The 24,777-nt window shown below is 72.7% G+C and carries 23 protein-coding genes; 9 read left to right on the top strand and 14 right to left on the bottom strand.

Annotated features, from left to right (window positions below; all coding sequences use genetic code 11):
- Positions 1 to 72: 72 nt before the first annotated feature.
- Positions 73 to 2,472, bottom strand: a complete 2,400-nt coding sequence (locus ABZ172_RS20670) for an HAD-IC family P-type ATPase (RefSeq protein ID WP_356885197.1) — start codon at positions 2,470 to 2,472, stop codon at positions 73 to 75.
- 155 nt (positions 2,473 to 2,627) lie between these two features.
- Positions 2,628 to 2,915: a DUF2530 domain-containing protein gene (locus ABZ172_RS20665; protein WP_356885196.1), complete on the bottom strand. Its 288-nt coding sequence runs from the start codon at positions 2,913 to 2,915 to the stop codon at positions 2,628 to 2,630.
- 186 nt (positions 2,916 to 3,101) lie between these two features.
- Here ABZ172_RS20665 and ABZ172_RS20660 point away from each other — a divergent pair, with 186 nt between their 5' ends.
- Positions 3,102 to 4,553, top strand: coding sequence for an NCS2 family permease (locus tag ABZ172_RS20660; RefSeq protein ID WP_356885195.1), 1,452 nt, complete (start codon positions 3,102 to 3,104; stop codon positions 4,551 to 4,553).
- A 66-nt stretch (positions 4,554 to 4,619) separates the two neighbouring features.
- On the opposite strand, the gene ABZ172_RS20655 is transcribed toward ABZ172_RS20660, so the two are convergent.
- A complete protein-coding gene (locus ABZ172_RS20655) occupies positions 4,620 to 4,835 on the bottom strand; it encodes a hypothetical protein (RefSeq protein ID WP_356885194.1) in 216 nt (71 codons plus the stop codon).
- A gap of 134 nt (positions 4,836 to 4,969) precedes the next feature.
- Here ABZ172_RS20655 and ABZ172_RS20650 point away from each other — a divergent pair, with 134 nt between their 5' ends.
- Both ABZ172_RS20650 and ABZ172_RS20645 read left to right on the top strand, forming a co-directional pair.
- On the top strand, positions 4,970 to 5,410 hold the full coding sequence (locus tag ABZ172_RS20650) for a MarR family transcriptional regulator (protein WP_356885193.1): 441 nt from the start codon (positions 4,970 to 4,972) through the stop codon (positions 5,408 to 5,410).
- A 91-nt stretch (positions 5,411 to 5,501) separates the two neighbouring features.
- Complete coding sequence (locus ABZ172_RS20645; protein ID WP_356885192.1) at positions 5,502 to 6,836, top strand: MFS transporter; 1,335 nt, start codon at positions 5,502 to 5,504, stop codon at positions 6,834 to 6,836.
- A 240-nt stretch (positions 6,837 to 7,076) separates the two neighbouring features.
- Here the strand turns inward: ABZ172_RS20645 and ABZ172_RS20640 are convergent, their stop codons facing one another.
- From ABZ172_RS20640 to ABZ172_RS20625, 4 genes are all read right to left on the bottom strand, one after another.
- On the bottom strand, positions 7,077 to 8,072 hold the full coding sequence (locus ABZ172_RS20640) for an aldo/keto reductase (protein ID WP_356885191.1): 996 nt from the start codon (positions 8,070 to 8,072) through the stop codon (positions 7,077 to 7,079).
- A gap of 47 nt (positions 8,073 to 8,119) precedes the next feature.
- The gene (pip, locus tag ABZ172_RS20635) at positions 8,120 to 9,094 is read right to left on the bottom strand and encodes a prolyl aminopeptidase (RefSeq protein ID WP_356885190.1); all 975 of its coding nucleotides are present in this window, start codon (positions 9,092 to 9,094) and stop codon (positions 8,120 to 8,122) included.
- 11 nt (positions 9,095 to 9,105) lie between these two features.
- Entirely contained in the window at positions 9,106 to 9,936 is an 831-nt protein-coding gene (gene nadE / locus ABZ172_RS20630; RefSeq protein WP_356885189.1) for an ammonia-dependent NAD(+) synthetase, read from the bottom strand.
- A gap of 141 nt (positions 9,937 to 10,077) precedes the next feature.
- A complete protein-coding gene (locus tag ABZ172_RS20625) occupies positions 10,078 to 10,662 on the bottom strand; it encodes a hypothetical protein (RefSeq protein WP_356885188.1) in 585 nt (194 codons plus the stop codon).
- 389 nt (positions 10,663 to 11,051) lie between these two features.
- On the opposite strand from ABZ172_RS20625, the gene ABZ172_RS20620 reads away from it, so the two are divergent.
- Entirely contained in the window at positions 11,052 to 11,555 is a 504-nt protein-coding gene (locus ABZ172_RS20620; RefSeq protein ID WP_356885187.1) for a hypothetical protein, read from the top strand.
- 172 nt (positions 11,556 to 11,727) lie between these two features.
- Here ABZ172_RS20620 and ABZ172_RS20615 read toward each other — a convergent pair whose 3' ends face one another.
- From ABZ172_RS20615 to ABZ172_RS20595, 5 genes are all read right to left on the bottom strand, one after another.
- Positions 11,728 to 13,476 (bottom strand): endo-1,4-beta-xylanase, encoded by a 1,749-nt coding sequence (locus tag ABZ172_RS20615; RefSeq protein ID WP_356885186.1) that lies wholly within the window; start codon positions 13,474 to 13,476, stop codon positions 11,728 to 11,730.
- 160 nt (positions 13,477 to 13,636) lie between these two features.
- A complete protein-coding gene (locus ABZ172_RS20610; RefSeq protein WP_356885185.1) occupies positions 13,637 to 14,290 on the bottom strand; it encodes a response regulator transcription factor in 654 nt (217 codons plus the stop codon).
- A gap of 97 nt (positions 14,291 to 14,387) precedes the next feature.
- On the bottom strand, positions 14,388 to 16,079 hold the full coding sequence (locus ABZ172_RS20605) for a histidine kinase (protein WP_356885227.1): 1,692 nt from the start codon (positions 16,077 to 16,079) through the stop codon (positions 14,388 to 14,390).
- A 411-nt stretch (positions 16,080 to 16,490) separates the two neighbouring features.
- The gene (locus ABZ172_RS20600; protein ID WP_356885184.1) at positions 16,491 to 16,865 is read right to left on the bottom strand and encodes a VOC family protein; all 375 of its coding nucleotides are present in this window, start codon (positions 16,863 to 16,865) and stop codon (positions 16,491 to 16,493) included.
- A gap of 139 nt (positions 16,866 to 17,004) precedes the next feature.
- A complete protein-coding gene (locus ABZ172_RS20595) occupies positions 17,005 to 17,310 on the bottom strand; it encodes a helix-turn-helix transcriptional regulator (protein WP_356885183.1) in 306 nt (101 codons plus the stop codon).
- 64 nt (positions 17,311 to 17,374) lie between these two features.
- On the opposite strand from ABZ172_RS20595, the gene map reads away from it, so the two are divergent.
- The 3 genes from map (at position 17,375) to ABZ172_RS20580 (ending at position 20,615) form a co-directional block, all read left to right on the top strand.
- Positions 17,375 to 18,157: a type I methionyl aminopeptidase gene (gene map / locus ABZ172_RS20590; RefSeq protein ID WP_356885182.1), complete on the top strand. Its 783-nt coding sequence runs from the start codon at positions 17,375 to 17,377 to the stop codon at positions 18,155 to 18,157.
- A 300-nt stretch (positions 18,158 to 18,457) separates the two neighbouring features.
- Complete coding sequence (locus tag ABZ172_RS20585; protein WP_356885181.1) at positions 18,458 to 18,814, top strand: hypothetical protein; 357 nt, start codon at positions 18,458 to 18,460, stop codon at positions 18,812 to 18,814.
- A 1,159-nt stretch (positions 18,815 to 19,973) separates the two neighbouring features.
- A complete protein-coding gene (locus ABZ172_RS20580) occupies positions 19,974 to 20,615 on the top strand; it encodes a helix-turn-helix domain-containing protein (RefSeq protein WP_356885180.1) in 642 nt (213 codons plus the stop codon).
- A gap of 48 nt (positions 20,616 to 20,663) precedes the next feature.
- Here ABZ172_RS20580 and ABZ172_RS20575 read toward each other — a convergent pair whose 3' ends face one another.
- Positions 20,664 to 21,623, bottom strand: coding sequence for an endonuclease/exonuclease/phosphatase family protein (locus tag ABZ172_RS20575; RefSeq protein WP_356885179.1), 960 nt, complete (start codon positions 21,621 to 21,623; stop codon positions 20,664 to 20,666).
- A 173-nt stretch (positions 21,624 to 21,796) separates the two neighbouring features.
- On the opposite strand from ABZ172_RS20575, the gene ABZ172_RS20570 reads away from it, so the two are divergent.
- Positions 21,797 to 23,002, top strand: a complete 1,206-nt coding sequence (locus ABZ172_RS20570) for an SUKH-4 family immunity protein (protein WP_356885178.1) — start codon at positions 21,797 to 21,799, stop codon at positions 23,000 to 23,002.
- Between the two features lie 19 nt (positions 23,003 to 23,021).
- On the opposite strand, the gene ABZ172_RS20565 is transcribed toward ABZ172_RS20570, so the two are convergent.
- A complete protein-coding gene (locus tag ABZ172_RS20565; protein WP_356885177.1) occupies positions 23,022 to 23,780 on the bottom strand; it encodes a GDSL-type esterase/lipase family protein in 759 nt (252 codons plus the stop codon).
- Here ABZ172_RS20565 and ABZ172_RS20560 point away from each other — a divergent pair.
- A complete protein-coding gene (locus ABZ172_RS20560; RefSeq protein WP_356885176.1) occupies positions 23,779 to 24,759 on the top strand; it encodes a WD40 repeat domain-containing protein in 981 nt (326 codons plus the stop codon). The two genes, ABZ172_RS20565 and ABZ172_RS20560, sit on opposite strands and share 2 nt — an antisense overlap.
- The last annotated feature ends 18 nt before the right edge of the window (positions 24,760 to 24,777 follow it).

Here is a 24,777-nt window from a genome sequence, read left to right as displayed (position 1 = left end):
GGGGCGACGCCCTCACGGATCCCGTGGGGGCGTCGCATCACGGATCCCCGCGGGCGCTTCGCCCCCGCGGATCTAGGTGCGGAAGCGGCGGCCGACCAGCCTCCAGGCCAGTTCCAGGACGGCCGCCGCGACCGCCGCGATCGCCACCGCGGCCCACGGCATCGTCGTGCCGACCAGCTTCAGCGCGAAGAAGGCCTGGAGCGACGGCACCGCGAGCACGACGAGGAAGCACAGGCCCATCGCCGCCACCAGGGCGATCCGCCACCAGGTGTACGGGCGGGCGATGATCGCCAGGACCCACAGGGAGACCAGGAACAGCGTGAGCGTCGCCGCGCTCGTCTCCGCGTCCAGCGCCCCCGCCCCCGTGTAGTGGTGGCGGGCCAGCAGATACGTGGCGAAGGTGGCCGCCGCCGCGATCACCCCGGACGGCACCGCGTACCGCATCACCCGGCGCACGAAGTGCGGCCGGGCCCGCTCCTTGTTGGGGGCGAGCGCGAGGAAGAACGCCGGGATGCCGATCGTCAGCGTGGACAGCAGCGTCAGGTGGCGGGGCAGGAACGGGTACTCCACCTGGAAGCAGACCACCAGGATCGCCAGCAGCACCGAGTAGACGGTCTTGGTCAGGAACAGGGTGGCGACCCGGGTGATGTTGCCGATGACCCGGCGGCCCTCGGCCACGACCGACGGCAGCGTGGCGAAGCTGTTGTTCAGCAGCACGATCTGGGCGACCGCGCGGGTCGCCTCCGAACCCGAGCCCATCGAGACCCCGATGTCGGCGTCCTTCAGCGCGAGCACGTCGTTGACGCCGTCGCCGGTCATCGCGACGGTGTGCCCGCGGGTCTGGAGGGCCGCGACCATGTCGCGCTTCTGCTGCGGCGTGACCCGGCCGAAGACCGTGTTCCGCTCGATCTCCGTCGCCATGTCGTCGCGGTCCTCGGGCAGCCTGCGCGCGTCCAGGGCGTGCTCGGCGCCCTCCATCCCGAGCTTCTGGGCCACCGCGCCGACCGAGACGGCGTTGTCACCGGAGATGACCTTCGCCGCGACGTCCTGGTCGGCGAAGTAGGCCAGGGTCTCCCCGGCGTCGGGGCGCAGCCGCTGCTCCAGGACGACGAGCGCGGTGGGCACGGCCCGGGCGGCGGCGTCCGGCGCGTCCGGCTCGCCCGGGACCCGGGCGAGGAGCAGGACCCGCAGCCCCTGCTCGTTGAGTCCGCCGGTCTCGGCGAGGACCGGGTCGTCGGGGGCCAGCAGCACGTCCGGGGCGCCGAGGAGCCAGGCCGAGGCGTCGCCGTTCGCCTCGCGGAAGGAGGCGCCGCTGTACTTGCGCGCCGAGGAGAAGGGCACGGTCCCGGTGACCTCCCAGCCCGCGTCGTCCGGGCAGGCGTCGACGACGGCCCGGAGGCTGGCGTTCGGCCGGGGATCGGAGCCCCCGAGGGCGCCCAGGACACGGCGGACGTGGTTCTCGTCCGAGCCGTTCAGCGGGCGGACCCCGGTGACGTCCATGCCGCCCTCGGTCAGGGTGCCGGTCTTGTCCAGGCAGACGACGTCGACCCGGGCGAGGCCCTCGATGGCGGGCAGTTCCTGCACCAGGCACTGCTTGCGGCCGAGCCGGACGACGCCGATCGCGAAGGCGACCGAGGTCAGCAGGACCAGGCCCTCGGGGATCATCGGGACGATCCCGCCGACCGTGCGGGCCACCGAGTCCTTGAAGTTGTTGTTCTTGACGACCAGCTGGCTGACGATCAGCCCGATCGCCGTCGGCACCATCATCCAGGTCACGTACTTGAGGATCGTGCTGATCCCGCTGCGCAGTTCGGACCGGACGAGGGTGAAGCGGGACGCCTCCTCCGCCAGCTGCGCCGCATAGGCCTCGCGGCCGACCCTGGTGGCGGTGAACGCGCCGCCGCCGGCGACGACGAAGCTGCCGGACATCACCGGGTCGCCGGGCCGCTTGACCACGGGTTCGGCCTCGCCGGTCAGCAGCGACTCGTCGATCTCCAGGCTGTCCGCCTCGACGACCGTGCCGTCGACGACGGCCTTGTCCCCGGGGCCCAGCTCCACCAGGTCTCCGAGGACGATCTCGGACACCGAGACCTGGGCCGGACTCCCGTCGCGGCGTACCGTCGGTCTGGCCTCGCCGATCACCGCGAGGCCGTCCAGGGTCTTCTTGGCGCGCCACTCCTGGACGATGCCGATCCCGGTGTTGGCGACGATCACGAAGCCGAAGAGGCTGTCCTGGATCGGCGCGACGAACAGCATGACCACCCAGAGCACGCCGATGATCAGGTTGAAGCGGGTGAGGACGTTCGCGCGGACGATCTCGGCGAGCGACCGCGAGGAGCGGACCGGTACGTCGTTGACCTCGCCCCGCGCGACCCGTTCGGCCACCTCGGCGGTGGTCAGCCCGTCCGGTGGTCCGGGGGAGCGTACGGGGTCCGGTCGTCCACCGGAGGAGTCGAGTGCCCGCTGTGTCATGGTTCCGACCGTACGGGCGGACGGGACGGTTCACCCGCCGGGCGCCGGAAGATCCGACCGGGGGAGGAGCGGAACGGTCCCTGAGTCGTACACGGCGGTCCCGCGCGGGGCGGACGGCCGTGCCGCGGCCGGAGGGGGAGGGCGCCGGTGCGCCGTCAGGGGTGCGAGGAGTCCGGGGCGGACCCCTCGGCGGCGGCCTGTGCGGCGGCCCGCTTGATCGCGGCGTCCCGCCCGCGGACGTACCAGATGCCGATCAGGCCCAGGCCGGCGCCGGCCAGGCAGACCCAGATCCACCAGGCGTGGCCGCGGTCGTCGAACCAGCCGTAGAAGGGGACCTGCACGAGGAAGAGGACGAACCAGAGGATCGTGCCGCCGGTGACGGTGGCGACGACCGGCCCTTCCAGGGGCTCGGGCGCCTCGTGCTTCGGTGTCCACTTCTCCATGCGGCCAGTCTAAGGTCTGCCCCGCCGAGCGCTGCGGGCCGGACGGCTCAAGGGTCTACGCGCGGAGATAGCGATCTTCGGCCTATGTATTCATACTGAATCTGCTTACCGGGTGACTCGAATTATTCGTGTGAACATCCAAATGTGACTGCTTTCATCCCCTCGATGCACGACTGAAGGTCATACATGTCCTCCTCGACCACCGCTCCGGTCGACCAGCCGCCGGTGCCGCAGCGGCCCCACGGCGTCTTCGACCGTTACTTCAAGATCTCCGGGCGGGGATCGACGGTCGCGCGCGAGATCCGTGGCGGATTCGCCACCTTCTTCGCGATGGCCTACATCATCGTGCTGAACCCGATCATCCTCGGCAGCGCGAAGGACATGTACGGGCACCAGCTCGACGGTGGCCAGCTCGTCACGGCCACGGTGCTCGCCGCCGCGTTCTCCACGCTCCTGATGGGCGTCATCGGCAACGTGCCGATCGCGCTCGCCGCCGGTCTGGGCGTCAACACCGTCGTCGCCCTCCAGCTCGCCCCCCGGATGAGCTGGCCGGACGCGATGGGCATGGTCGTCCTCGCGGGCATCGTGGTGATGCTGCTGGTCGCGACCGGGCTGCGGGAGCGCGTGATGAACGCCGTGCCCCGCTCGCTCCGCAAGGGCATCGCGATGGGCATCGGCCTCTTCGTGCTGCTGGTCGGCCTGGTCGACTCGGGCTTCGTCTCCCGCATCCCGGACGCCGCGCACACCACGGTGCCGCTGCAGCTCGGCAGCGACGGCCACCTCAACGGCTGGCCCGTCCTGGTCTTCATCCTCGGCACGCTGCTGACCCTCGCGCTGATCGTCCGCAAGGTGCCCGGCGCGATCCTGCTCTCCATCGTCGTCATGACGGTCGTGGCCCTGGTCATCGACGCCGTCGCGGACCTGCCGGCCGGCGCCTGGGGCCTCACCGTGCCCGCGTGGCCGGGCAATCCGGTGTCCTCCCCGGACTTCGGGCTGCTCGGCGAGGTCAGCCTCTTCGGCGGCTTCGGGAAGGTCGGTCTGCTGACCGGCGTCCTCTTCGTCTTCACCGTGCTGCTGTCCTGCTTCTTCGACGCGATGGGCACCATCCTCGGTGTCGGCGACGAGGCCGAGCTCATGGACAAGGACGGCAACTTCCCGGGCATCAACAAGGTCCTCCTCGTCGACGGCGTCGCCGTCGCCGCGGGCGGCGTCAGCTCCTCCTCGGCCTCGACCTGCTTCGTGGAGTCCACGGCGGGCGTCGGTGAGGGCGCGCGCACGGGCCTCGCGAGCGTGGTGAGCGGGCTGCTCTTCACGGTGGCGCTGTTCCTGACGCCGCTGGCGACGATGGTCCCCTCGCAGGCGGCCACCCCGGCCCTGGTCGCGGTCGGGTTCCTGATCCTCGCGGGCAACGTCCGGGACGTCGACTGGAGCGACCTGACGCTGGCGATCCCGGCGTTCCTGGCGATGCTGATGATGCCGCTCACCTACTCGATCACCAACGGCATCGGCATCGGCTGCATCGCCTTCAGTGCGATGCGGCTGGCGGCCGGCCGCGGCCGTGAGGTCCCGGCGGCCATGTACGTGGTGTCCGCGGTCTTCGTCTTCTACTACGCGATGCCGGCGCTCGGCCTCACGTGAGGGCGGTCCCGCGGTCCCCGGTGGACCGGGGAGCGGGAGGTCCCCACCCCGCGGGGCGGAACTCCGTCAGGTGACCCGGTCGGCCGGGTCCGCGTGACGGAGTTCCGCCCCGTAGAACTTCTCCGTCTCGTCGACGGCGGCGTGGAAGCGTTCGTCGAAGTCGTCGCGGACGAGCGTCCGGACCACGTAGTCCTGGACGGTCATGCCGCGTCGGGCGGCGTGGCGGCGGAGCCGGTCGAGCAGCTCACCGTCTATGCGCAGGCTGAGCACTGTCGATCCCATGCCAAGCAGCGTCCCGGCACACATGGCCCTTTGGCGCGTCTTTCCGCCCCATACTCACTCGATCGGGTGATCAGTTTCTCGCGCGTGTAACACCAGGTGGTATTTAGCATTGCTAATGAGTTACGCTAAGGAACATGCCTGACCTGATCCACGACGGCGACAGTGCCGCCGCCGTGAGCTCCCTCCGCTCCGCCGTGATGCTGCTGGGCCGTCGCCTGAAGCACCAGCGAGTCGACGAGTCGCTGAGCCCCACCGAGATGTCGGTGCTGGGCACACTCGCCCGTTGCGGTTCCGCCACTCCCGGTGAGCTGGCCCGCAAGGAGCACGTGCAGCCGCCGTCGATGACCCGGATCGTCGCGCTGCTGGAAGCCAAGGGCCTGGTCAGACTGGAAGCGCACCCCGATGACCGTCGGCAGAAGATGGTCAGCCGGACCGAGCAGGCGGAAGCCATGCTCGCCGAGAGCCGCAACAAGCGGAACGCCTGGCTGGCCGACCTCGCCGAGGGCCTGGACGAGGAGGAGTGGGCGAAGCTGCGGGCCGCCGCGCCCGTGCTGGAGAAGCTCGCCCACCTGTGACCACGGCGGGACACCCGGGTCGGCAGCCCGCGATGCCCCGCCCACCTCCCGTCAGTCCGCACACCGCCCACGCCCGAGGAGGCGAACCCTTTTGAGTACGGGATCCGGAGCAGACTCCGCCCCCGCACCGACGTCCACCCACGAGAGCAAGACCGGCGGGACCTTCTCGTCGCTGAAGATCCGCAACTACCGCCTGTTCGCCACGGGCGCCGTGATCTCCAACACCGGTACCTGGATGTCCCGCATCACGCAGGACTGGCTCGTCCTGAGCCTCACCGGGTCCGCCGCCGCCGTCGGCATCACCACGGCCCTCCAGTTCCTCCCGATGCTGCTCTTCGGCCTGTACGGCGGCGTCATCGCCGACCGGCTCCCGAAGCGGCGGCTGCTCCTCATGAGCCAGGCGGCACTCGGCCTGTGCGGCATCGCACTCGCCGTGCTGACCCTCTCCGGCGTCGTCCAGGTCTGGCACGTCTACCTGGTCGCCTTCCTCCTCGGCATGGTGACGGTCGTCGACAACCCCGCCCGCCAGTCGTTCGTCTCCGAGATGGTCGGCCCCGCGCAGCTGCGCAACGCGGTCAGCCTGAACTCGGCGAACTTCCAGTCCGCCCGGCTCATCGGCCCCGCCGTCGCGGGTGTCCTGATCACGACGGTCGGCAGCGGCTGGGCCTTCCTGCTGAACGGCCTGTCCTTCGCGGCCCCCCTCATCGGCCTGATGCTGATGCGGACGGACGAGCTCCACCCGTCCGTGACCGTCAAGCGGGCCAAGGGCCAGCTGCGCGAAGGACTCCGCTACGTCTCGGGCCGGCCCGAGCTGATCTGGCCGATCGTCCTGGTCGGCTTCGTCGGCACCTTCGGCTTCAACTTCCCGATCTGGCTCACGGCCTTCGCCGACGAGATCTACCACGGCGGCGCCGGGATGTACTCGTTCTTCAACATCCTCATGGCCGCCGGCTCCCTCGCCGGAGCCCTGCTCGCCGCCCGCCGCCGGTCCTCACGGCTGCGCATGCTGGTGGCCGCGGGCACCATGTTCGGCGCTCTGGAGATCGCCGCGTCCCTGTCCCCGTCCGTCTGGCTCTTCTCGCTGCTGCTCGTCCCGATCGGGATGATCGGGCTGACCACCAACATCAGCGCGAACACCAGCGTCCAGATGGCCGCGGACCCCGAGATGCGGGGCCGGGTGATGAGCCTCTACATGATGGTCTTCGCCGGCGGCACGCCCGTGGGCGCCCCGATCGTCGGCTGGATCAGCGACGCCTACGGCGCCCGGACCGGCATGGCGGCCGGCGGAGCGATCTCGATGCTGGCCGCGCTCGGCGTCGGCTTCGCCCTGACCCGCGTCGGCGGCCTGCGCCTCAAGGTCGACCTGCGCCCGGGCCGCCCGCACCTGCGCTTCGTCCCGCGCGAGCAGCTGGCCACCGCCGCCTGAGCGGCACCCTCGTACGCCGCCCCTCCGCACCGGAGCGGGCGGCGTTCCCGTGTCCGGCCGCGGGCCTGGCCGCCGGGCCGGTGACCGGGCCGGTTAGGCTCGTCGGGTGGACCCGAAGACCAGAAACCGCATCATGGCCGCCGTGCTCGTGCTGATGTTCGTCGTCGTGGCGGCGGCCTCCGCCCTCGGAGGCTGAACCCCGGGGGCGGAGGCCGCACGCGCGCCGTGCTCCTGCCGCTCCTACCAGGCGAAGTTCTCCGGCGACGGGCCCGGCCCGGGGAAGATCTCGTCCAGCGCCGTCAGCACCTCGTCCGACAGCTCCAGCTCCACCGCGCGCAGCGCCGAGTCGAGCTGCTCCCGGGTGCGCGGGCCGGAGATCGGACCCGTGACGCCGGGCCGGGTCAGCAGCCAGGCCAGACCGGCCTCGCCCGGCTCCAGCCCGTGCTTCTCCAGCAGGTCCTCGTACGCCTGGACCTGCGCCCGCACCTTCGGGTCGGCCAGCGCGTCGCCGGACCGGCCGGAGGTGGACCGGGCGCCGCCGCCCTCGCGCTCCTTGCGGAGCGCGCCGCCGAGCAGCCCGCCGTGCAGCGGGGACCACGGGATGACACCGAGGCCGTACTCCTGGGCGGCCGGGATGACCTCCATCTCGGCCCCGCGCTCCATCAGGTTGTAGATGCACTGCTCGCTGACCAGCCCGTAGCTGCCGCGCCGGGCGGCCCGCTCGTTGGCCTGGGCGATCTTGTAGCCCGAGAAGTTGGACGAGCCCGCGTAGAGGATCTTGCCCTGCTGGATCAGTACGTCGATGGCCTGCCAGATCTCGTCGATCGGGGTGTCCCGGTCCACGTGGTGGAACTGGTACAGGTCGATGTGGTCCGTCTGGAGACGCTTCAGGCTGGCGTCGACGGCCCTGCGGATGTTCAGGGCGGACAGCTTGTCGTGGTTGGGCCAGGCCTCGCCGTCGGCCGCCATGTTGGCGTAGACCTTCGTGGCGAGGACGACCTTGTCGCGGCGGTCGCCGCCCTGGGCGAACCAGGTGCCGAGGATCTCCTCGGTGCGGCCCTTGTTCTCGCCCCAGCCGTAGACGTTGGCGGTGTCGAAGAAGTTGACGCCCGCGTCGAGGGCGGCGTCCATGAGCGCGTGGCTGTCGCTCTCGTTGGTCTGGGGGCCGAAGTTCATCGTCCCCAGGACGAGGCGGCTGACCTTGAGTCCGGTGCGTCCGAGCTGCGTGTACTTCATGAGGCCCAAGACAACTCCTTCGAGCGCGCTCCAGGCAAGCGCCGTCCTCACGCGCGCCGCGCGAACCGGTCCAGCGCGGCCAGGACCGCCCGGGAGGTCGCCGGGCCGCCCAGGTGGCCCGCGACGTCGATCACCGTCAGCTCGGCGTCCGGCCAGGCCTTCGCCAGTTCCCAGGCCGTGGTCAGCGGTCCTCCCAGGTCGAAGCGGCCGTGCACCAGGACCCCGGGGATCCCCGCGAGACGGCCCGCGTCGCGGATCAGCTGCCCCTCCTCCAGCCAGGCGCCGTGCGAGAAGTAGTGCGCGCAGAGCCGAGCGAGTGCCTGACGGTCGCGGCTTGGCCGCCCGCCGTACGGAGACGGACCGGTGTACGCCTCCTGGGAGATGACCGCGTCCTCCCAGGCGCACCAGTCGGCGGTCGCCCTCGCCCTTACGCCGGGGTCGGGGCTCTCCAACCGCCGGGCGTATGCGGCGACGAGGTCCCCGGTCCCCGCCGACTCCTGGACGCCCGCCCGGAACAGGTCCCAGGCCTCCGGGAAGATCTGGCCCGCTCCCCGGTACAGCCAGTCGATCTCGCTGCGCCGGGTCGTCGTCACGGCCTGGATCACGATCTCCGAGACCCGCTCCGGGTGTTGTTCGGCGTACGCGAGGATCAGCGTGGAACCCCAGGAGCCCCCGTGCAGCAGCCACGTGTCGATACCGAGGTGCTCGCGCAGCAGCTCCATGTCGGCGATCAGGTGGGCCGTCGTGTTGTGCCGCAGGTCGGTGCGGGGGTCGCTCGCGTGCGGGGTGGAGCGGCCGCAGTTGCGCTGGTCGAACTGCACGATTCGGTAGAGGTCAGGGTCGAAGTACTGTCGGCCCCGGTCGTTGCACCCCGAGCCCGGTCCGCCGTGTACGACGACGGCGGGCTTCCCGTCGGGGTTGCCGCACATCTCCCAGTACACGAGGTTGCCGTCACCGGCGTCCAACATTCCTCGGTCGTACGGTTCGATCGGCGGGTACTTCTCGCCCGGTTCCCGGTCCATGGGGCCCGAGACTACGGGGCGAGGGGCAGCCGGCGCTTGTGGTCGGTGAGGCGGTAGCGGCCCACGATGGTGTCGAAGGTCCGCTCGTCCACCGGCAGGCCTTCCAGGAAGTCGTCGATGGCGTCGTAGGTGACCCCGAGCGCGTGCTCGTCCGCCTTGCCCGGGTCGAGGGTCTCCAGGTCGGCCGTCGGCACCTTGCCGACCAGCTCGGCGGGTGCGCCGAGCGCCTCGGCGACCGCCCGCACCCGGCGCTTGGTGAGTCCGGTCAGCGGGACCAGGTCGGCGGCGCCGTCGCCGAACTTCGTGAAGAAGCCGGAGACCGCCTCGGCCGCGTGGTCCGTGCCCACGACCAGACCGCTGTGCGCCCCGGCCACCGCGTACTGGGCGATCATGCGCTGCCGGGCCTTGACGTTGCCCAGCACGAAGTCCTGGTGGTGGGGGTCGCGGAAGCTCACGTCGGCGGTGAGCAGGGTGTCGAGCGTGGCGTCGCTCGCGGGCTTGATGTCCACGGTCAGCACGTGGTCGGGCCGGATGAAGGAGAGCGCGAGCTGGGCGTCGTGCTCGTCGGCCTGCACCCCGTAGGGCAGCCGCATCGCGTAGAACCGCGCGTCGTGGCCCGCGGCCCGGGCGCGCTCGACGGCGAGCTGGCACAGCCGCCCGGCGGTGGTGGAGTCCACGCCCCCGCTGATGCCGAGCACCAGGGAGCGCAGCCCGGCGGAGGTCAGCCGCTCGGTCAGGAACGCCACCCGGCGTTCGATCTCCTTCTCCGCCTCGAAGGTCTCCGCGACGTCGAGCTCGCGGGCGATCTCCTGCTGCAGGGCGATGGCCGCCGACTCGCTCACGTCTGTCCTCGTTCCGGTTCACGATGGGCTGTCATGCTCACCCTACCCAGCGGCTTCCCGGCAGGGACGGGCGGCGGCGGGCCGCGGTGCGGGCCGGGGCGGAGGGCCGGGTGGGCAGGGGCTGCCCGGCGCGCGTGGCCGTCAGCCCTTGACGGCCACGTGGTACGCGGACGCCCACAGCGTCACCGCGGAGGCCAGGCCCACCACGGCGCGCACGCCTTCGTCCGGGACACCCGCCGCGACGAGCGCGAGGCCGACAGCTCCGACCGTGCAGAGCAGCGCGGCCGTGCCCTTGTACTGCCACTGGTCGTAGAGGCGGGCGAGCGGGACGAAGTGCAGGCCGACCACCAGCGCGATGCACGGCGGGATGAACGCGGGCTGGCCCGACGCGTTGGACACGCCGATCACCGCGCCGATCGCCACGAGTTCGGCGCCGTTGACGATGCCGACCGAGCGCGCCCAGTTCCGGGGCAGGTCGACCGTGCGGGGCGACGGGGCGGCGCCCTTGCGGTAGGCGAGGAGGACCGCCGCCGCCGTGACCGGCGCCGCGAGGATCTCGACGGTGAGGGCTGCGCCCGGGGACGCGAGTCCCGACGCCCCGGCGAAGGCCCAGACAAGGGCGAACACCGAGAGGACGACGGTGCCGCGGCGGCGCAGGGTCCGGGTCAGCGCGACGCACCCGTCCGCGTCCGGGACCGGAGTTGTCGTAGGCGTCGGCCGGCTCATGCGGGGAGCGTACAGCGGCCGCGGGGCCCGTTCGGCGGGTTCGGGCAGGAGGGTGCGGGCCTCCATCTGCGGAGGCCCCGCTTCCGGGCCGCGCCCCTCGCGTGGTGCCTCCCACCGCACGGGGCCGAGCTCCCCGTGCAGGCTCCTCGGCCCCGCGGACCCGGAAGGAGTTAGTCTCCTCCGGAGAACGGGCAGACCGAGGTGCGCCTGCTGCCCACGGGCCGGACCCGGGGGCCCGGGGGCAGCCCGCACCGCGGCGCGCGTGGACCACGGGGCGACGGAACCCGGGCAGAGGCCGACCGGCTTCTCCCTGCCGTCGAGCACTGGGCGGAGAGCAGCTCCGGCCCGGTCCACGAGGCCCGCGAGCATCACGACGAGGAGGCCGCGGCGTGAACACCGTCCCGCAGGTCCTGGCGGTGCTGGACGAGGTCCTCGCCTCCGCCGCCCCCGGTGGACGGGGCGCGCTCTGGCGCCTCGCCGAGCAGGGGCGGGAGCTGGACGCCAATGTGGTCCGGCTCCCGCCGGGCGCGGATGTCGGTGAGCACCAGGAGGACGCCCTGGACGTGTTCCTGGTCGTCCTCGCGGGCACGGGCGGCCTGCGCACGGGCACCGGGGACACCCTGCGCCTCGGCCCCACGGCGGTCGTCTGGCTGCCGCGCACCGCTCGGCGCGCCCTGGAAGCGGGGCCGGAGGGGCTGACGTATCTCACGGTGCACCGCCGGCGCCCGGGACTCGCCGTCACCCCCGCGGTGCCCGCTCCCGCGCACGAGGGTGGCGAGGCGCCCTGCATGCTCGACCTGGTCTGCCCGGGGTGCGGGCGGCTGTCGGCGGACCGGGCGCCGAGATTCTGCAGTGCCTGCGGGGAGCCGTTCCCGGACCACGGAGGCACGTGAACCGCCCGTGCGCACCGGCCGGTTCGTGCCGGGGCCCGAGGCGTGCGTCCCTGGAGGCGCGGTACGCGTGCCACGCGCAGGGCACGGGACGAGCGGAGCCTCGCGCCGCCCCAGCCGGCCGGCCGGCTCACCTGACGCCGTCCACCGCGCCGAGAGGGCGCACCGTGATTCCTCACGCCTCGTCAAAGACTGCGAGCAGGCGCTCGTACGCCGGTTTCGGCCGCAGGGCCGCGTCCCACGGCAGGGAATCGGCCGTCCGCGGAGGGTAGATCCCGGTGTCGGCGGTGGAGCCGTACCGGTCGGTGAATCCCCAGGTGGAGAACGACGTGCAGTTCGGCTCCTCCAGGCAGACCCGCAGCTTGCCCGCCATCTGATCGGCCTGGACCTGCCGCCCGTCCTCCTCGTCCGCACCCACGGGGACGTCCATCTCCGACACCCGCGCCTGAACCCCGAGCTCCGCCAGATCCCGCACATGGCTGCGGAAGGTCTCCGGGTCGGTGCGGTCGCCGGGTGCGTACTCATGGTTCTGGAAACCCACGCCGTCGATCGGTACGCCGCGTTCCTTGAGCCGCTCGACCAGATCGTAAAGGGCGTCCCACCGCTCGCCCTCCTCCTCGACCCCGTACTCGTTGAGGAACAGCCGTGCCTTCGGATCGGCCCGGTGGGCGGCCCTGAACGCCTCGTCGATGTACTCCTCGCCCATGGCCTCGAACCACGGGCTCTGCTCGGAGCGCAGGCCGAGATCCCCGTCGGTGTAGCTCTCCCCGTCGTCGGACATGGGCTCGTTGACCACATCCCATTCCGCGACCTTTCCCTTGAAGTGCCCGGCGACCACGGCGATGTGCCGGAGCATGGTCCGGCGCACCTCCTCGGGGTCGTCGTCCTCCCTCATCCAGTGGGGCAGAGCCTCGTGCCAGACGAGGGTGTGCGCGTGCACCTTCATGCCGTTCGCGCGGGCGAAGCGCACGAGCAGATCCGCGTCGCGGAAGTCGTGGACGCCCCGGCGCGGGTGGAGGAACTGCGGCTTGAACGCGTTCTCCGGAGTGAGCATGGAGAACTGGCTCCCCGCGAGCGCCCGGTAGCGTGAGTCGGTGAGCAGCGGGTTCTCGGCCAGGGCGGTGCCGACGTCGAACGGCCGCCCCACGTCCGCGGCCCGCGCGCGCAGCGAGTCGTCGGACCGCTCCTGGCGCAGCTGCGGCGCCTTGATCACGCGGAGCGGGTCACCGCTCTCCGCCCGCGCGCTCAGCCGCGTCAGACGCCATCCCTCGCGGCGCTCGTCCTCGCCCGCGTCCGCCTCCAGACCGAACCAGACAGTGCCCTCGGCGAACACCCCCGGGTCCCGCACGGTTCCCAGCCGCCGCCCGTCGGCTCTCACCCGGAAGGTGTCACCGATGCTGGACACGGCGAGCGTCACCGTCCCGGAGCAGCCGCAGTCGAAATCCTCGGAGACGGCCGGCTCATCGCCCTCGCCGTCCCATATCTGTACCTTCACCTGTCCGCCGGCGGTCACGCCGACGCGGAGTGAGGGCCGCTCCTGCCGCCACTCGTCGTAGACGACCGGAACCCGTCCGTACAGCCGCAGCCATGAGCCGCCGTCGTCGTCACCCACTCCGGACATCCGCGCGGTGACGGTGAAGTCGCCATCGGACCTGAGATGCGGGCCGGCCAGGTTCAGCGGGGGGTTGGGCCGGCCGCCGGAGGAGTCCTGCTCCACGATGCGCCGGTCCAATGCGCTGACCCGCAGGATGCCGTTCCGCGCGGTGGTGCCCGGCAGCTGCGTCCAGTCGTGGTTCCGCAGCAGGTCCACGTCGTTTCCGCCGCCCCCGCCCCCGCCCTCGCCCTGCCCCGTGCACCCGGTCGCCACCGCCATGACGAGCACCACGGCGGTCAGCCGCTGCCACGTCCCCCCACCAAGGCCCACGGCCCCTCCCGCTCTCCCGTTCGAGACAAGATCAACGTCTCCCGACCGGGCCACAGTTCACCACAGGTGAGGCAGGGCGGCCTTCTGCCGCCCGTCCCGGCTCGCGCCGTGGGGCCTGACCGGCGGTGCGCGGCCGGAGCCGGCGGAGGGTGATCCGTCGTCAGGTGCCGAGGCCCGCGTCCCGGGCCAGCAGGGCGGCCTGGACCCGGTTCTCGCACTCCAGCTTGGCGAGGATGCGGCTGACGTAGGTCTTGACCGTGGCCTCGCTCATGTGGATCCGCTGCCCGGCATCGGCGTTGGACAGGCCCTCGCCCAGCAGGGCCAGCACCTCCCGCTCGCGGCCGGTCAGCTTCTCCAGCCTGCGGCGCGCCCGCTCGGCCCGGTCCGCGGTGCCTCCGGACGCCAGGGAGTCGACGACGTGGCGGGTGGCACCGGGCGACAGATAGGCCTGTCCGGCCGCCGCCGCCCGTACCGCCCCCATGAGTTCGGCGGGCGCCGAGTCCTTCAGCAGGAAGCCCGCGCTCCCGGCGCCCAAGGCGCGCAGGACGTTCTGCCGCTCCCCGAACGTCGTCAGGATCAGCACCCGTACGTCGGGGGCGGACCGGCGCAGCTCGGCCAGGGCGGTCAGGCCGTCCATCACGGGCATCTGGATGTCCAGCAGGGCGACGTCCACCCGCTGCGAGCGGGCGATCTCGACCGCCTCGCGGCCGTTCGCCGCCTCCGCGACGACGTCCATGTCCTCGGCCGAGGAGAGGATCATCCTGATGCCCGCCCGGATGAGCGGTTCGTCGTCCGTGACAAGAACCTTGATCACGACTCTCCTGCGCGGTCCTGAGCGGTCATGGCTGCGGGCATCCGGTCATCCTCCCCGATCCGGCGGCCGTCCTGACGGGCGGGCCGCCGCCGGGCCCTCAGACCTTCGTCTCGAAGGACCGCTTCTCGATCAGCTTGCCGTCCCGGAAGCAGAACCGGAAGACCGGTTCGGTGTCCATGCTGCTTCCGAACTCGGTGGACATGAGCGTCAGGCAGGTCGAGCCCTCGGGTTCGGCCGGTGCGTCCGTGCCCGGACCGGTGTTCAGGACCGAGTCGCCGTGCGGGAGCCGGGCGCGGACCTCCGCCTCGGACTGCCCCACCTTCACGGCGTCGTACTGCTCGGGCTCGATCATGACCTTGTCCGCCTCACGCATGAGGAAGATGCCGCCGACGACGGCCGCGGCCACCACGACGACGCCCGCCAGCGCCGCGATTCCGCAGCCGATCGCTATGCCGTTGCCCCTCTTGGTCCTGTTCATTGCTCTGGCCAGCTCCTTCGGTAGACCACGGTCGATGACGTGATCACTCTGGCCGGGAGGGCCCGCCGGACGCTGCGCCCGAAAGTCGTCCGCTGCGGCGACGAACGTCGTCGGGGCCGCCTCGTGCGCGGGGTTCGCCGGCTCGCCGTCCTGCGAGGGGTACGGCAGCACGGCCGCCAGCCGGAAGCCGCCGTCCGGCGTGGGGCCCGCGTGCACCATGCCGCCCACGAGCCGGGCCCGTTCCCCGAGTCCGGTCAGCCCCTGGCGTCCGCTCGGCACCCCGCTCGCGGGTTCCGCCGCCGGGCCGTTGGCCACCTCCACCACGAGCGAGTCCGGCTCGTGGCGCAGCCCGACGACGATCGACGCGCCCGGGGCGTGCTTGTGCGCGTTGGTCAGCCCCTCCTGCACCACGCGGTACGCGGCCCGGCCGGCGGTCGGGGCGAGCGGGCGGACGTCCCCCGAACGCCGCAGCTCCACGGCCGCTCCCGCCTTCCGGGACGCCTCGACCAGGCTGTCGACGCCGGCCACCCCCTGCACCGCCGTGCCGGGGTCCTCGCCGTACGCGGAGGGGTCCGGGGCGTCGGCCGGGCCGGGGGTCTCGGCCCCGTCCCGCAGGACACCGACCACGTCGCGCAGTTCGTGCATCGCGGCCACCGACGCCTCGCGCAGGACGCCGACGGCCTCCCGCTGGGCGGCCGTCAGCGTGCGGTCCACCTCCAGGGCGCCCGTGTGGACCGCGATCAGGGCGAGTTGGTGGCCCAGGCTGTCGTGCATGTCCTGGGCGATGCGCTGGCGCTCCCGGATCCGGGCGTGCCCGGCGATCATCACGCGCTCCCGCAGGAGCTGGGCGTTGTACTCGTCGAGGGTGTACGTCAGGGTCCGGCGCTGCGACCAGTAGCGTCCGGCGAGTCCCGGCAGCAGGACCGGGATCAGCAGCAGCAGTCCGGCGACGACGGTCAGCGACAGCGAGACGTCCGGCATTTCCCAGAACACCGACAGGGTCAGGGCGAGAGCGTGGGCGAGGGCGAAGCAGCCGGCCGCCCGGCCGAGCCCGTCGATGCGCCGGCCCGCCGACCAGGACGCGACGAAGAGGAGCGGCGCGACGCCGCTGAGCGCGGCGCAGCCGACGGCGGTCACCAGCAGCACCGTGGCGGGCAGCACCCGGCGCAGCACCGACAGGAGCGCGGCGCCCAGTCCGATGCCGACGGTCGCCGCCGGGCCGTGCTTCTCCATGATCCCGAGAGCGACCGCCGAGAGGGCCAGGACGAGTCCCAGGAGCGATTCGCCGACGATGCGCCGGGCCGGCCACATACCGGCGGTGAAGAGTTCGCGTCCCGGCAGGGAACGGAGGGGACGGAGGGGGCGCACCGCGCGCTTCTGCCCGGAGGGTGCCGGAGAGGCGGGCGGTGCTGGGGAGGACATGGTTTCCGCACGAGTCACGCCGTCACGGTAGGGCCCCGGGGCCCGTCGCCGCCGTGGCCGTCGGTCGCGGCCGGGAGAGACGAAAGTCTTTGTCCCGCCGCGTCGCCGGGTCTCCGGCCCCGGGCCACGGCTCCCGGACGCCCGCCCGGAGTGCCTGCCCCGCTCCCGGCGTTCCTCGGCACCGTCGTCATCATGACGTTCGGCTCGCCGCACGACACGGCGGCCGTGAGCCGGCTCGCGGCTCCGCCTCACGCGGGGAGGGCGAACTCCCCGATCGGGCCGCCCCGTCGGTCTCCCTGCTCAGGACGCCCTGTCGGACTCGCTGCGGAGGACGCAGAACTCGTTGCCCTCGGGATCCGCGAGGACCGCCCAGCCCGAACCGTCGGGATTCCGGCGGTCGGCGACGAAGGCGGCCCCGAGGCCCACCAGCCGCTCCACCTCCTGGTCGCGCGAGGTCTCCGGGCGCAGGCACAGATGGAGGCGGTTCTTGACCGTCTTGGCCTCGGGCACCTGGTTGAAATACAGCATCGGGCCCTCCGGCAGCAGCACCTGGGTCTCCGGGCTGCCCGGTGCGGCCTCCGGATCCAGCGGGCTGCCGGTCACACTGCTCCAGAACCGTGCCAGCCCGTAGGCATCCGCACAGTCGATCGCCACGTTCTGCACCACCGAGACCATGACCACGAGCCTCCCCGGTCCGCACGGCGTACGCCACCGGATCGCGGGATTCTTGACCGGCCGGCTCCACCGGCCGGCCGGGCGGTGGCCGTGGGCACCGCGCCCGTTCCGGGTGTGCGGCGCCGCTCCGGGCGCGGGCCTACGAGGCCAGCGACGCCTGCGGTGCGACCCGCAGGACCGCCGGGTCCTCCACGGCCTGCTCCGGCCGGCTGATCTCGGCCCAGACGGTGTCGAGGGACAGGCCCAGGGTGTCGGCGATCGCCGCGATGGTCGGGAAGGCGGGGGTGGCCACCCGGCCGGACTCGATCTTCCGGAGCGTCTCCGGCGAGATCTGCGCGGCGAGGGCCACGTCGAGCATCGAGCGGCAGCCCCGGGCTCGGCGGAGCAGCGCGCCGAGGCGCTGTCCGCGTTCTACCTCGGCGGGGGTGAGCGGCAACCTGACCATGGGGACCATTCTAATACCGGTATAGTTAGACCGGGATAATTATTGGAAACACGGGAGAGGCCCCATGATCGAGATCCTGAACTCCGCGCGGCTCGAACGGGCGAGGAGCAGCGGCGCCCTGGTCGGAGACATCCTGGACACGCTCCGGCGGCGCAGCGTGGTCGGGACGAACCTGCTGGACATCGACCGGTGGGCCAAGGAGATGATCGTCGAGGCGGGGGCGCAGTCCTGCTACGTCGACTACGCGCCCTCCTTCGGGCGCGGCCCCTTCGGCCACTACATCTGCACGGCCGTCAACGACGGTGTGCTCCACGGGCGCCCCCACCACTACAAGCTGGCCGACGGGGACCTGCTGACCCTCGATCTGGCCGTCTCGCTGGGCGGGGTGGCCGCGGACGCCGCGATCAGCTTCCTGGTGGGCCGGGCCCGGCCCGCGGAGAGCGTCGCGATGATCGAGACGACCGAACGGGCGCTCGCCGCCGGCATCGCCGCCGCCAAGCCGGGGGCGCGCATCGGCGACCTCTCGCACGCCATCGGCACGGTCCTCGGCGAGGCGGGCTACCCGGTCAACACCGAGTTCGGAGGCCACGGCATCGGCTCGACCATGCACCAGGACCCGCACGTCCCGAACGCCGGTCGGCCCGGCCGCGGTTACACCCTGCGCCCGGGTCTGCTGCTCGCCCTGGAGCCCTGGGTGATGGCCGACACCGCCACCCTCGTCACCGACGCCGACGGCTGGACGCTGCGCAGCGCGACGGGCTGCCGGACCGCGCACACCGAGCACACCGTCGCCATCACCGAGGACGGAGCCGAGATCCTCACCCTGCCCTCGCGGGCGCGGTCCTAGGGGCCCCGTCCGGCGGCGGTGCGCCGCACGGTGGGGCGTCTTCTCGCCCCGCCGCGCCGCGGGTTCCCGCCCGCCGGAGGTGCCGGTCAGGGGTGCGTCGGCGCTCCTCGCCTCTCCGTGTTACCACTTCCGGGCTCACTGACGTGCGCAAGTCGGCCTCCGGAGTACACGACCGTGCACAGTCACCTTGTGACCCTGGTCACTTTGCGTGTTCGTCGGCACGCTTGGTCCATGGATCAGAGGAGTTCACCGGGCCCGGCGCCCTTCTGGGTTCCCGCGAGCGGACATGCGATCCGGCGTGTGGGCGTCCAGTTCGACGCCGTGCGCGTCATCGGGGCGTCGGGCGACGAGGTGGCGTACGGGCTGATGCAGTTCACCGGCTTCCGGGCGGGCCCGATCGTGCGGTCGGGGGCCGGTGGCGGGAGCATGTGCTTCCTGCTGCCGCCGCGGAGCGGCGCCGCCCTCCGGTGGCCGATCGGGGCGCGGCTGATAGGCGGGGAGATGCCCTGCGACGCGTTCGTCGGTATTCCGGCGCTGGGGGGCAGGACGTGGCCGCTTGACTGGTGCTCGCGGCCCACCGGGGAGGCCCCGTTCGTGGATGCCGAGCTGCTGTACGAGGTGGCGGTCGCCGTGCTGGCGGGCCGGACCGGTCCGTGAGCGGGGCCTCGGGGCACAGGGGAAAAAGCACCCATGCGGTGCGGTACCGTCATCACATCATCACGTTCCGTGCACATGCGGTGCGCGGGGCGGCCCCCGGAGGTGCTACCAACACCGACCCGAGGGCCTTCACCCACGAGTGGATGGACCTCCACCGAGATGCTTCGGCATGCTATCGCGCCCTCCCGGCGCTACACGAAGGCTTCGCACGACGTCGTCCGCCATGCGCGGCTGAACAGCGACGCGAAGATCCTGCTCCTCGCCGTGCAGGGGCTCCCCGACGGACCGGCCGGCCTGTCGCTCGGCGAGCAGGCGCGGAAGCTCGGGATCACGGGGCGGGCGTATCAGAAGTCCAAGGAGCTGCTGGTCGCGCACGGTTACGTCCATGAGTGGCGCGAGCAGGGCGAGCGCGGGCGCTGGGTGACGGAGCAGCTGCTGTCCAATGTGCCCCTCACGTCCGAGGAGGCCGCCGCGCTGCGCCACGGGCTCGCGCACGCGCCTCCGAGTGCCCGGAAACCGACGGTCGGTGGACCGGTCGGCCGGGTGGCCGGTCGTCACCTACCGGTGGACGAAGAACAGGAGAAGAACGCTCCCCACCCACCCTCCGAAGCCGATCCCGAAGCCGGTCCTGCGGCCGATCCCGCGGCCGGGGCCCCGCCGCGCTCGGGCCGGAGGCGGCCGAGGGGGAGCGCGTCCTGCTGTCGCTGCGCCATGTGCGGCGGGAGCTCTACCTCGGGGCCGGGGAGGCCAGGGGGCTCGCGGAGCTCGCCGCCCGCTGGCTGCTGCGCGGGGTCTCGGCCGGTGAGCGGCGCGGCGTCCGGCCGGCCGATCGCGGGCGGGACTCCCCGGCTCAGGTCGGCCGATCGCGGGCGAGACCCCGGCGGTCCGGCTGACCGGTTCCGGTCGGTCCGCGTCGTCTCCTGCGCCCTGTCCGACCGCTTCCGGCCGGACTCCCGGCAGGCGGATCCGGCACATCAGTACGAGCCGTCACCGGTCCTGGCGGACTGCGTGTCCGACGGCGCGGCGCGGGGTGTGCCCACCGGGCCCCGCCGTGACAATGGCGCACGCGCCATCCCGACGCGCCCGACGCTCTCCCGCCCGCACACCCCGCTCCGGCGGCGGTCCTGCGCACCGGGAGGCGGCAGACCAAGGAGGACCCGTGGTGGATGTCCCGGTGGACCAACTGACCGGAGTGGTCGACGGTGTGCGTGTCCGGGCGCGTGGGCAGCTCATGGAGGCGGGCCTGGAGCTCTTCGGGGTGCACGGCTACGCGCAGACGTCCGAACGGGACCTGTGCGCCCTGGCCGGAGTGCCGGAGGAGGTGTTCCTGGAGGAGTTCGGATCCCGCGAGGGCCTGCTGATGGCCCTGCACAACCAGATCACGACGGCGGGCCTGCGGGCGTCCGAAGTGGCCCTGCTCTCCGAGGGGATGGACGACTGCCCGCTGGAACAGCGGTTCCGGCTGCTCTTCGACGCCTATGTGACGGCGGTGACCCGGGACCTGCGCGAGGCGCGGGTGACGTTCGTCGAGGTCCTGGGCGTGAGTCCGGCGGTGGACGCGCACTGCAAGCGGTGGCGTGACCTGTGGACGGACTTCCTGACCGGCGAGGCCGAGCGCGCGGCGGTGCGGGGCGAGGTGGAGGAGCGGGACCACCGGGTCGTGGTGATGGTGATGGTGGGCACGGTCCACGAGCTCATGGCGCACCACGCCCGCCGTCCTCGCAGGGCCCGGCCCGGCGAGGTGACGGAGGAGCTGACGAAGCTGGGGCTCGCGATGCTCGGCGTGGAGATGGTCGACTGAGCCGGGCGCGGCCCGCGTCGGCCCACGGCGGGCCGGAGCGGCCGGTGCTCAGAACCTGATGTCCGCCGCCACCGGCAGATGGTCGCTGCCGGTGGCGGGCAGCGGCCGGATGCCGGTGACCCGCGCCGAGCGGGCGAGTATCTGGTCGATCCTGGCCACCGGGAACCGGGCCGGCCAGCTGAACGCGAAAGCCGGGTCCGGTGCGTCCATCAGCGCGGTGACCGGCTCCAGCCCCCGGTCGTCCAGGGTGCTGTTGAGGTCGCCGAGGAGGATCACCCGCTCCAGCGGCTCGGCGGCGAGCGCGGCGCCGAGCAGAGCGGCGCTCTCGTCCCGGCGCCCGGAGGTGAGGCCGGTCGTCGGGCCGATCCGGACCGAGGGCAGGTGCGCGACGTACACCGCGACCACGCCGCGCGGGGTGCGGGCCGTCGCCCGCAGCCCCCGGTCCCAGCCCGCGCCGACGTCGTGCGGCCTGAGGTCCACCAGGCGTACGGCGCCGAGGGGATGCTTCGACCAGAGTCCGACGGTGCCCCGCGTCGCGTGATGGGGATAACCCGCGGACAGGGCCGCCTCGAAGGCCGGCAGGGCCGCGGCCGTCAGCTCCTCGACGGCGATCAGACCGGCGCCCGCCCCGGCCAGCGCGCGTGCGGTGGCCGCCGGATCGGGGTTCACATCGCTGACGTTGTGCTGGACCACCGTCAACGCCCCGTCCGGGGACGGGCCTGCGGAGAACAGCCGCGGGCCGAACAGCGCGCCCCAGGCCACCACGGGCAGCAGGAGCGCGGCCACCGCCCCACGCGAACGCCGCAGGAGCGACGCGACCAGCAGGACCGGCACGGCCAGGCCCAGCCAGGGCAGGAAGGTCTCCAGCAGACTGCCCGCCCGGCCGGGGGTGCCGGGGACCAGCCCGGGGGCGACCAGCAGCACGGCGACCAGCAGGCAGAGCAGGGCGAGCACACCGCCCCGCCTCCGGCCGGTGTCCCCCGCCTTCGCGTCCCGCGTCCCCGTCATCCGCCCGCCCTCCCGTCCGGGGCACCCGGCGTGGTGCCCCGCCCCCTCCGGGAGAACGCCGCCGCACCCCGGTCCGGTTCCGGTCCCGGCCGGCCCGCGCGGATGTCAGCGACCGTCCGTACGGTGGAGACAGCGGCAACACCACTACGGACGAGAAGCTTTGAGGTTGCGTCATGACGGGGACCGGCATCGCGGTACCGGAGGATTCGATCCATCCGGACATCACGCACGGAGCGACGCGGCGGGCGCTCGCCGGCGGTGTGCTGCCGGGCGCGCACGAGATGATGCGCTTCTCCGGGGCCCCCATGGTGACGGCGGTCCACCTGGTCGACGCGGAGGACGACCCCGGCGCGCTCGATCCGCGGATAGCGGGCACCGTGGTGGTCGGGCACCTGCTGAACGAAGGCGGCGAGGCGCAGGCGGTCGTCGTCGACGGCGACACCGGCCGGGTCTTCACCGTGCGCATGTACGCCCCCGAGTACGCCGAGCTCTCTCGGCTCGCCCCGTCCCTCGACGCCCTCGCCCGCTTCCTCGCCGCCGTCGGGGAACTCGACGCCCTGGAGGGCCGGTTCGCCCATCTGAAGGGCCGCACCGGCGCCTCGGTGGCCGACGAGGCCTCGGCCCTCCTGCTCTCGGTCTTCACGGCCGAGGACTGGGGCGACGACGGCTGGCGGGAGGTGGAGCCGGAGGGCGAGGTGCCCTCGGTCTGGATGACGGCCGCGCTGTTCCGGCCCATGGTCCTGACCGCGGCGCCCGGCCGGGGCCTGCACCTCGATCTGCCGGCGGGCTTCATCGAGGAGGAGTTCGGTGCGGGGGAGGTCGTCCGGATCGCACCGGCGGATCTGCCCGAGGTGCTGGAGCACGAGCCGACCCGGCGGTTCCTGACCGAGGTCGGGCTGCCGCGGCACGGGCTGATGCTCTGGCTGGACGAACCGGAGGACATCCTGAAGACCCTGACCGTGGCCCGCGCGGAGACACGGGCCGACCCCGAGCTGGCGCACCTGCACAGCGACGGGCCGCTGCCCGAGGGCTCGGACCATCTGGTGGTCATCGGCGGGCTGATGCACGATTTCGACGCCCTCGTCGACGGCCGGACCGGGCGGGTGCACTACGCCCTCGTCGACGACGAGAAGGTCACCCCGGTCAACGCCGACGTCTCCACCCTGGCGTTCACGGTCTGGATGCACAGCAGGCAGCGGCGGCTGGAGAAGCAGCACGCACTCTCGGGTGAGCTGGGGCAGTTCTACCACCAGGTCGCCGACACGATGATCACCGTGCTGGCCGCGGTCGACCCCGTCGCCTGCCTCCCCGCCACCGGACCCGACGACTACCGGTACTGGCCGGAGGTGTTCCACGACGAGGCGGGCGGCGTGCTGTGACCGTCCGGTCCGCGGTGCGTCAGACCGCCGTCAGAGCCCCCGCGTACGGGCCGCCGACCCCCCACGCCCGGTGCAGGGCGTCGGCGAAGGCGCCGGCCAGCTTGTGCTCCCCGGTCGCGCCGGGGTGGGTCCCGTCGTAGGTGTCCGTGTGGATGTCGTAGCCCGCCGGGTGCTCCGCCAGCAGCACCGGGGACGCGGGGGTGTCCAGCTCGCGGACCACCTGCGCCAGCAGGGCGTTGAAGCGGTCGCACTCGGCGGCGAAGGGGGCGTCGGACTCCGCCCGGACGTTCGGTATGACGGGGAGCAGCACCTGCCGGACACGGGGGTTCGCGGTACGGGCCGCCGTGAGGAAGGCGCGTGCGTTCGCGGCCGTCTGCGCGCTGTCCGTGTAGAAGCCGAGGTCTATCAGGCCCAGCGAGACCAGCAGGACGTCGGCGCGGGCCGCCCTGACCGTGTCCGCGATGACCGGCGCCATGTGCAGCCAGCCCTCGCCCCAGCCCGCCAGATGCCGGCGCGCGGACGCGGGGAAGGCCGCGTCGCCGTACTCCTGGGAGAGCGGCGCGTCCGCCTCGGTGTCGTACAACCCGCTGCGCGGGCCGGTGATCGCGTATCCGTCCTCACCGAGCGTCGCTTCGAGGTGCTGCCACATGCGGTAGCGCCAGGTGAAGTCGCCGGCCCTGCCCACGGTCATGCTGTCGCCGACGAAGAGAAAACGCATGGCGACATCATGGCCGATCACCGCTCCGGCCTGCGACGTGACAGTGGACACTTGCCCCATGAGATCGCTGCTGACCGTCTCCGCCGCCGCTGCCCTCCTGTTCCTGACGGGGACGGCGCCCGCCGTCGCGGACGACGGAGCGGACCGCACCTTCACGATCGAGGACCCCCGGATCACCGAGTCCAGCGGCCTCGCCGCCAGCCGGATCCATCCGGGCGTCTACTGGACCCACAACGACAGCGACGACGGACCGTACGTCTACGCCGTCGACTCCCGGACCGGGAAGACCGTGGCGACCGTCACGATGGAGGGCGTGGGCGAGCCGCGCGACGTGGAGGCGATCTCGCTCGGGCCCGACGGCGACCTCTACGTCGGTGACATCGGGGACAACCTCGACGGGACCTGGGACCACGTCTGGATCTACCGCTTCCCCGAGCCGGAACGGCTCGCCGACACCACGGTGCGGGCGACGCAGTACGACGTGACGTACGCGGACGGGGCGCGGAACGCCGAGGCGCTGATGGTCCACCCCGTGACCGGGCGGGTCTACATCGCCTCGAAGAACGAGGAGGGCGGCGGTCTCTACGAGGGCCCGCAGAGGCTGACGGCCGGCGGCGGCAACGTCTTCCGGCGCGTCGGCGAGGTGCCGTGGGTGACGGACGGCGCGTTCTCCCCGGACGGCCGGGAGCTCGTGCTGCGGTCGTACTTCAGCGCCCGGCGCTACGCCTTCGAGGACGGCCGGCTCGGCGCCGACCACGCCGTGAGCGCCCCCCTCCAGCGGCAGTCCGAATCGGTGACGTACACCGCGGACGGCTCGGCGATGATGTTCGGCTCCGAGGGCGAGCGGAGCGAGGTGGCGCGCGTGGAGGTGGAGGGCGGCGGCGGCAGCGAGTCCTCCCCCCGGGGCGGCGGGGGCGGGACCTCGTCCGGGGACGGCGGGGACGGCGACGGCTCGGCGAAGACCACCGCGACGGGCGCCGCCGTGGCTGGTGCGGTCGTCCTGCTGGCCCTGTTCGCCGCCGGCCGCCGCAAAAAGTAGGACGGGCGCCGCACGGGC

The organism is Streptomyces sp. NPDC006296, assembly GCF_040613235.1.
Lineage (GTDB): Bacteria > Actinomycetota > Actinomycetes > Streptomycetales > Streptomycetaceae > Streptomyces.
This window is presented reverse-complemented; position numbering and strand designations above follow the sequence as displayed.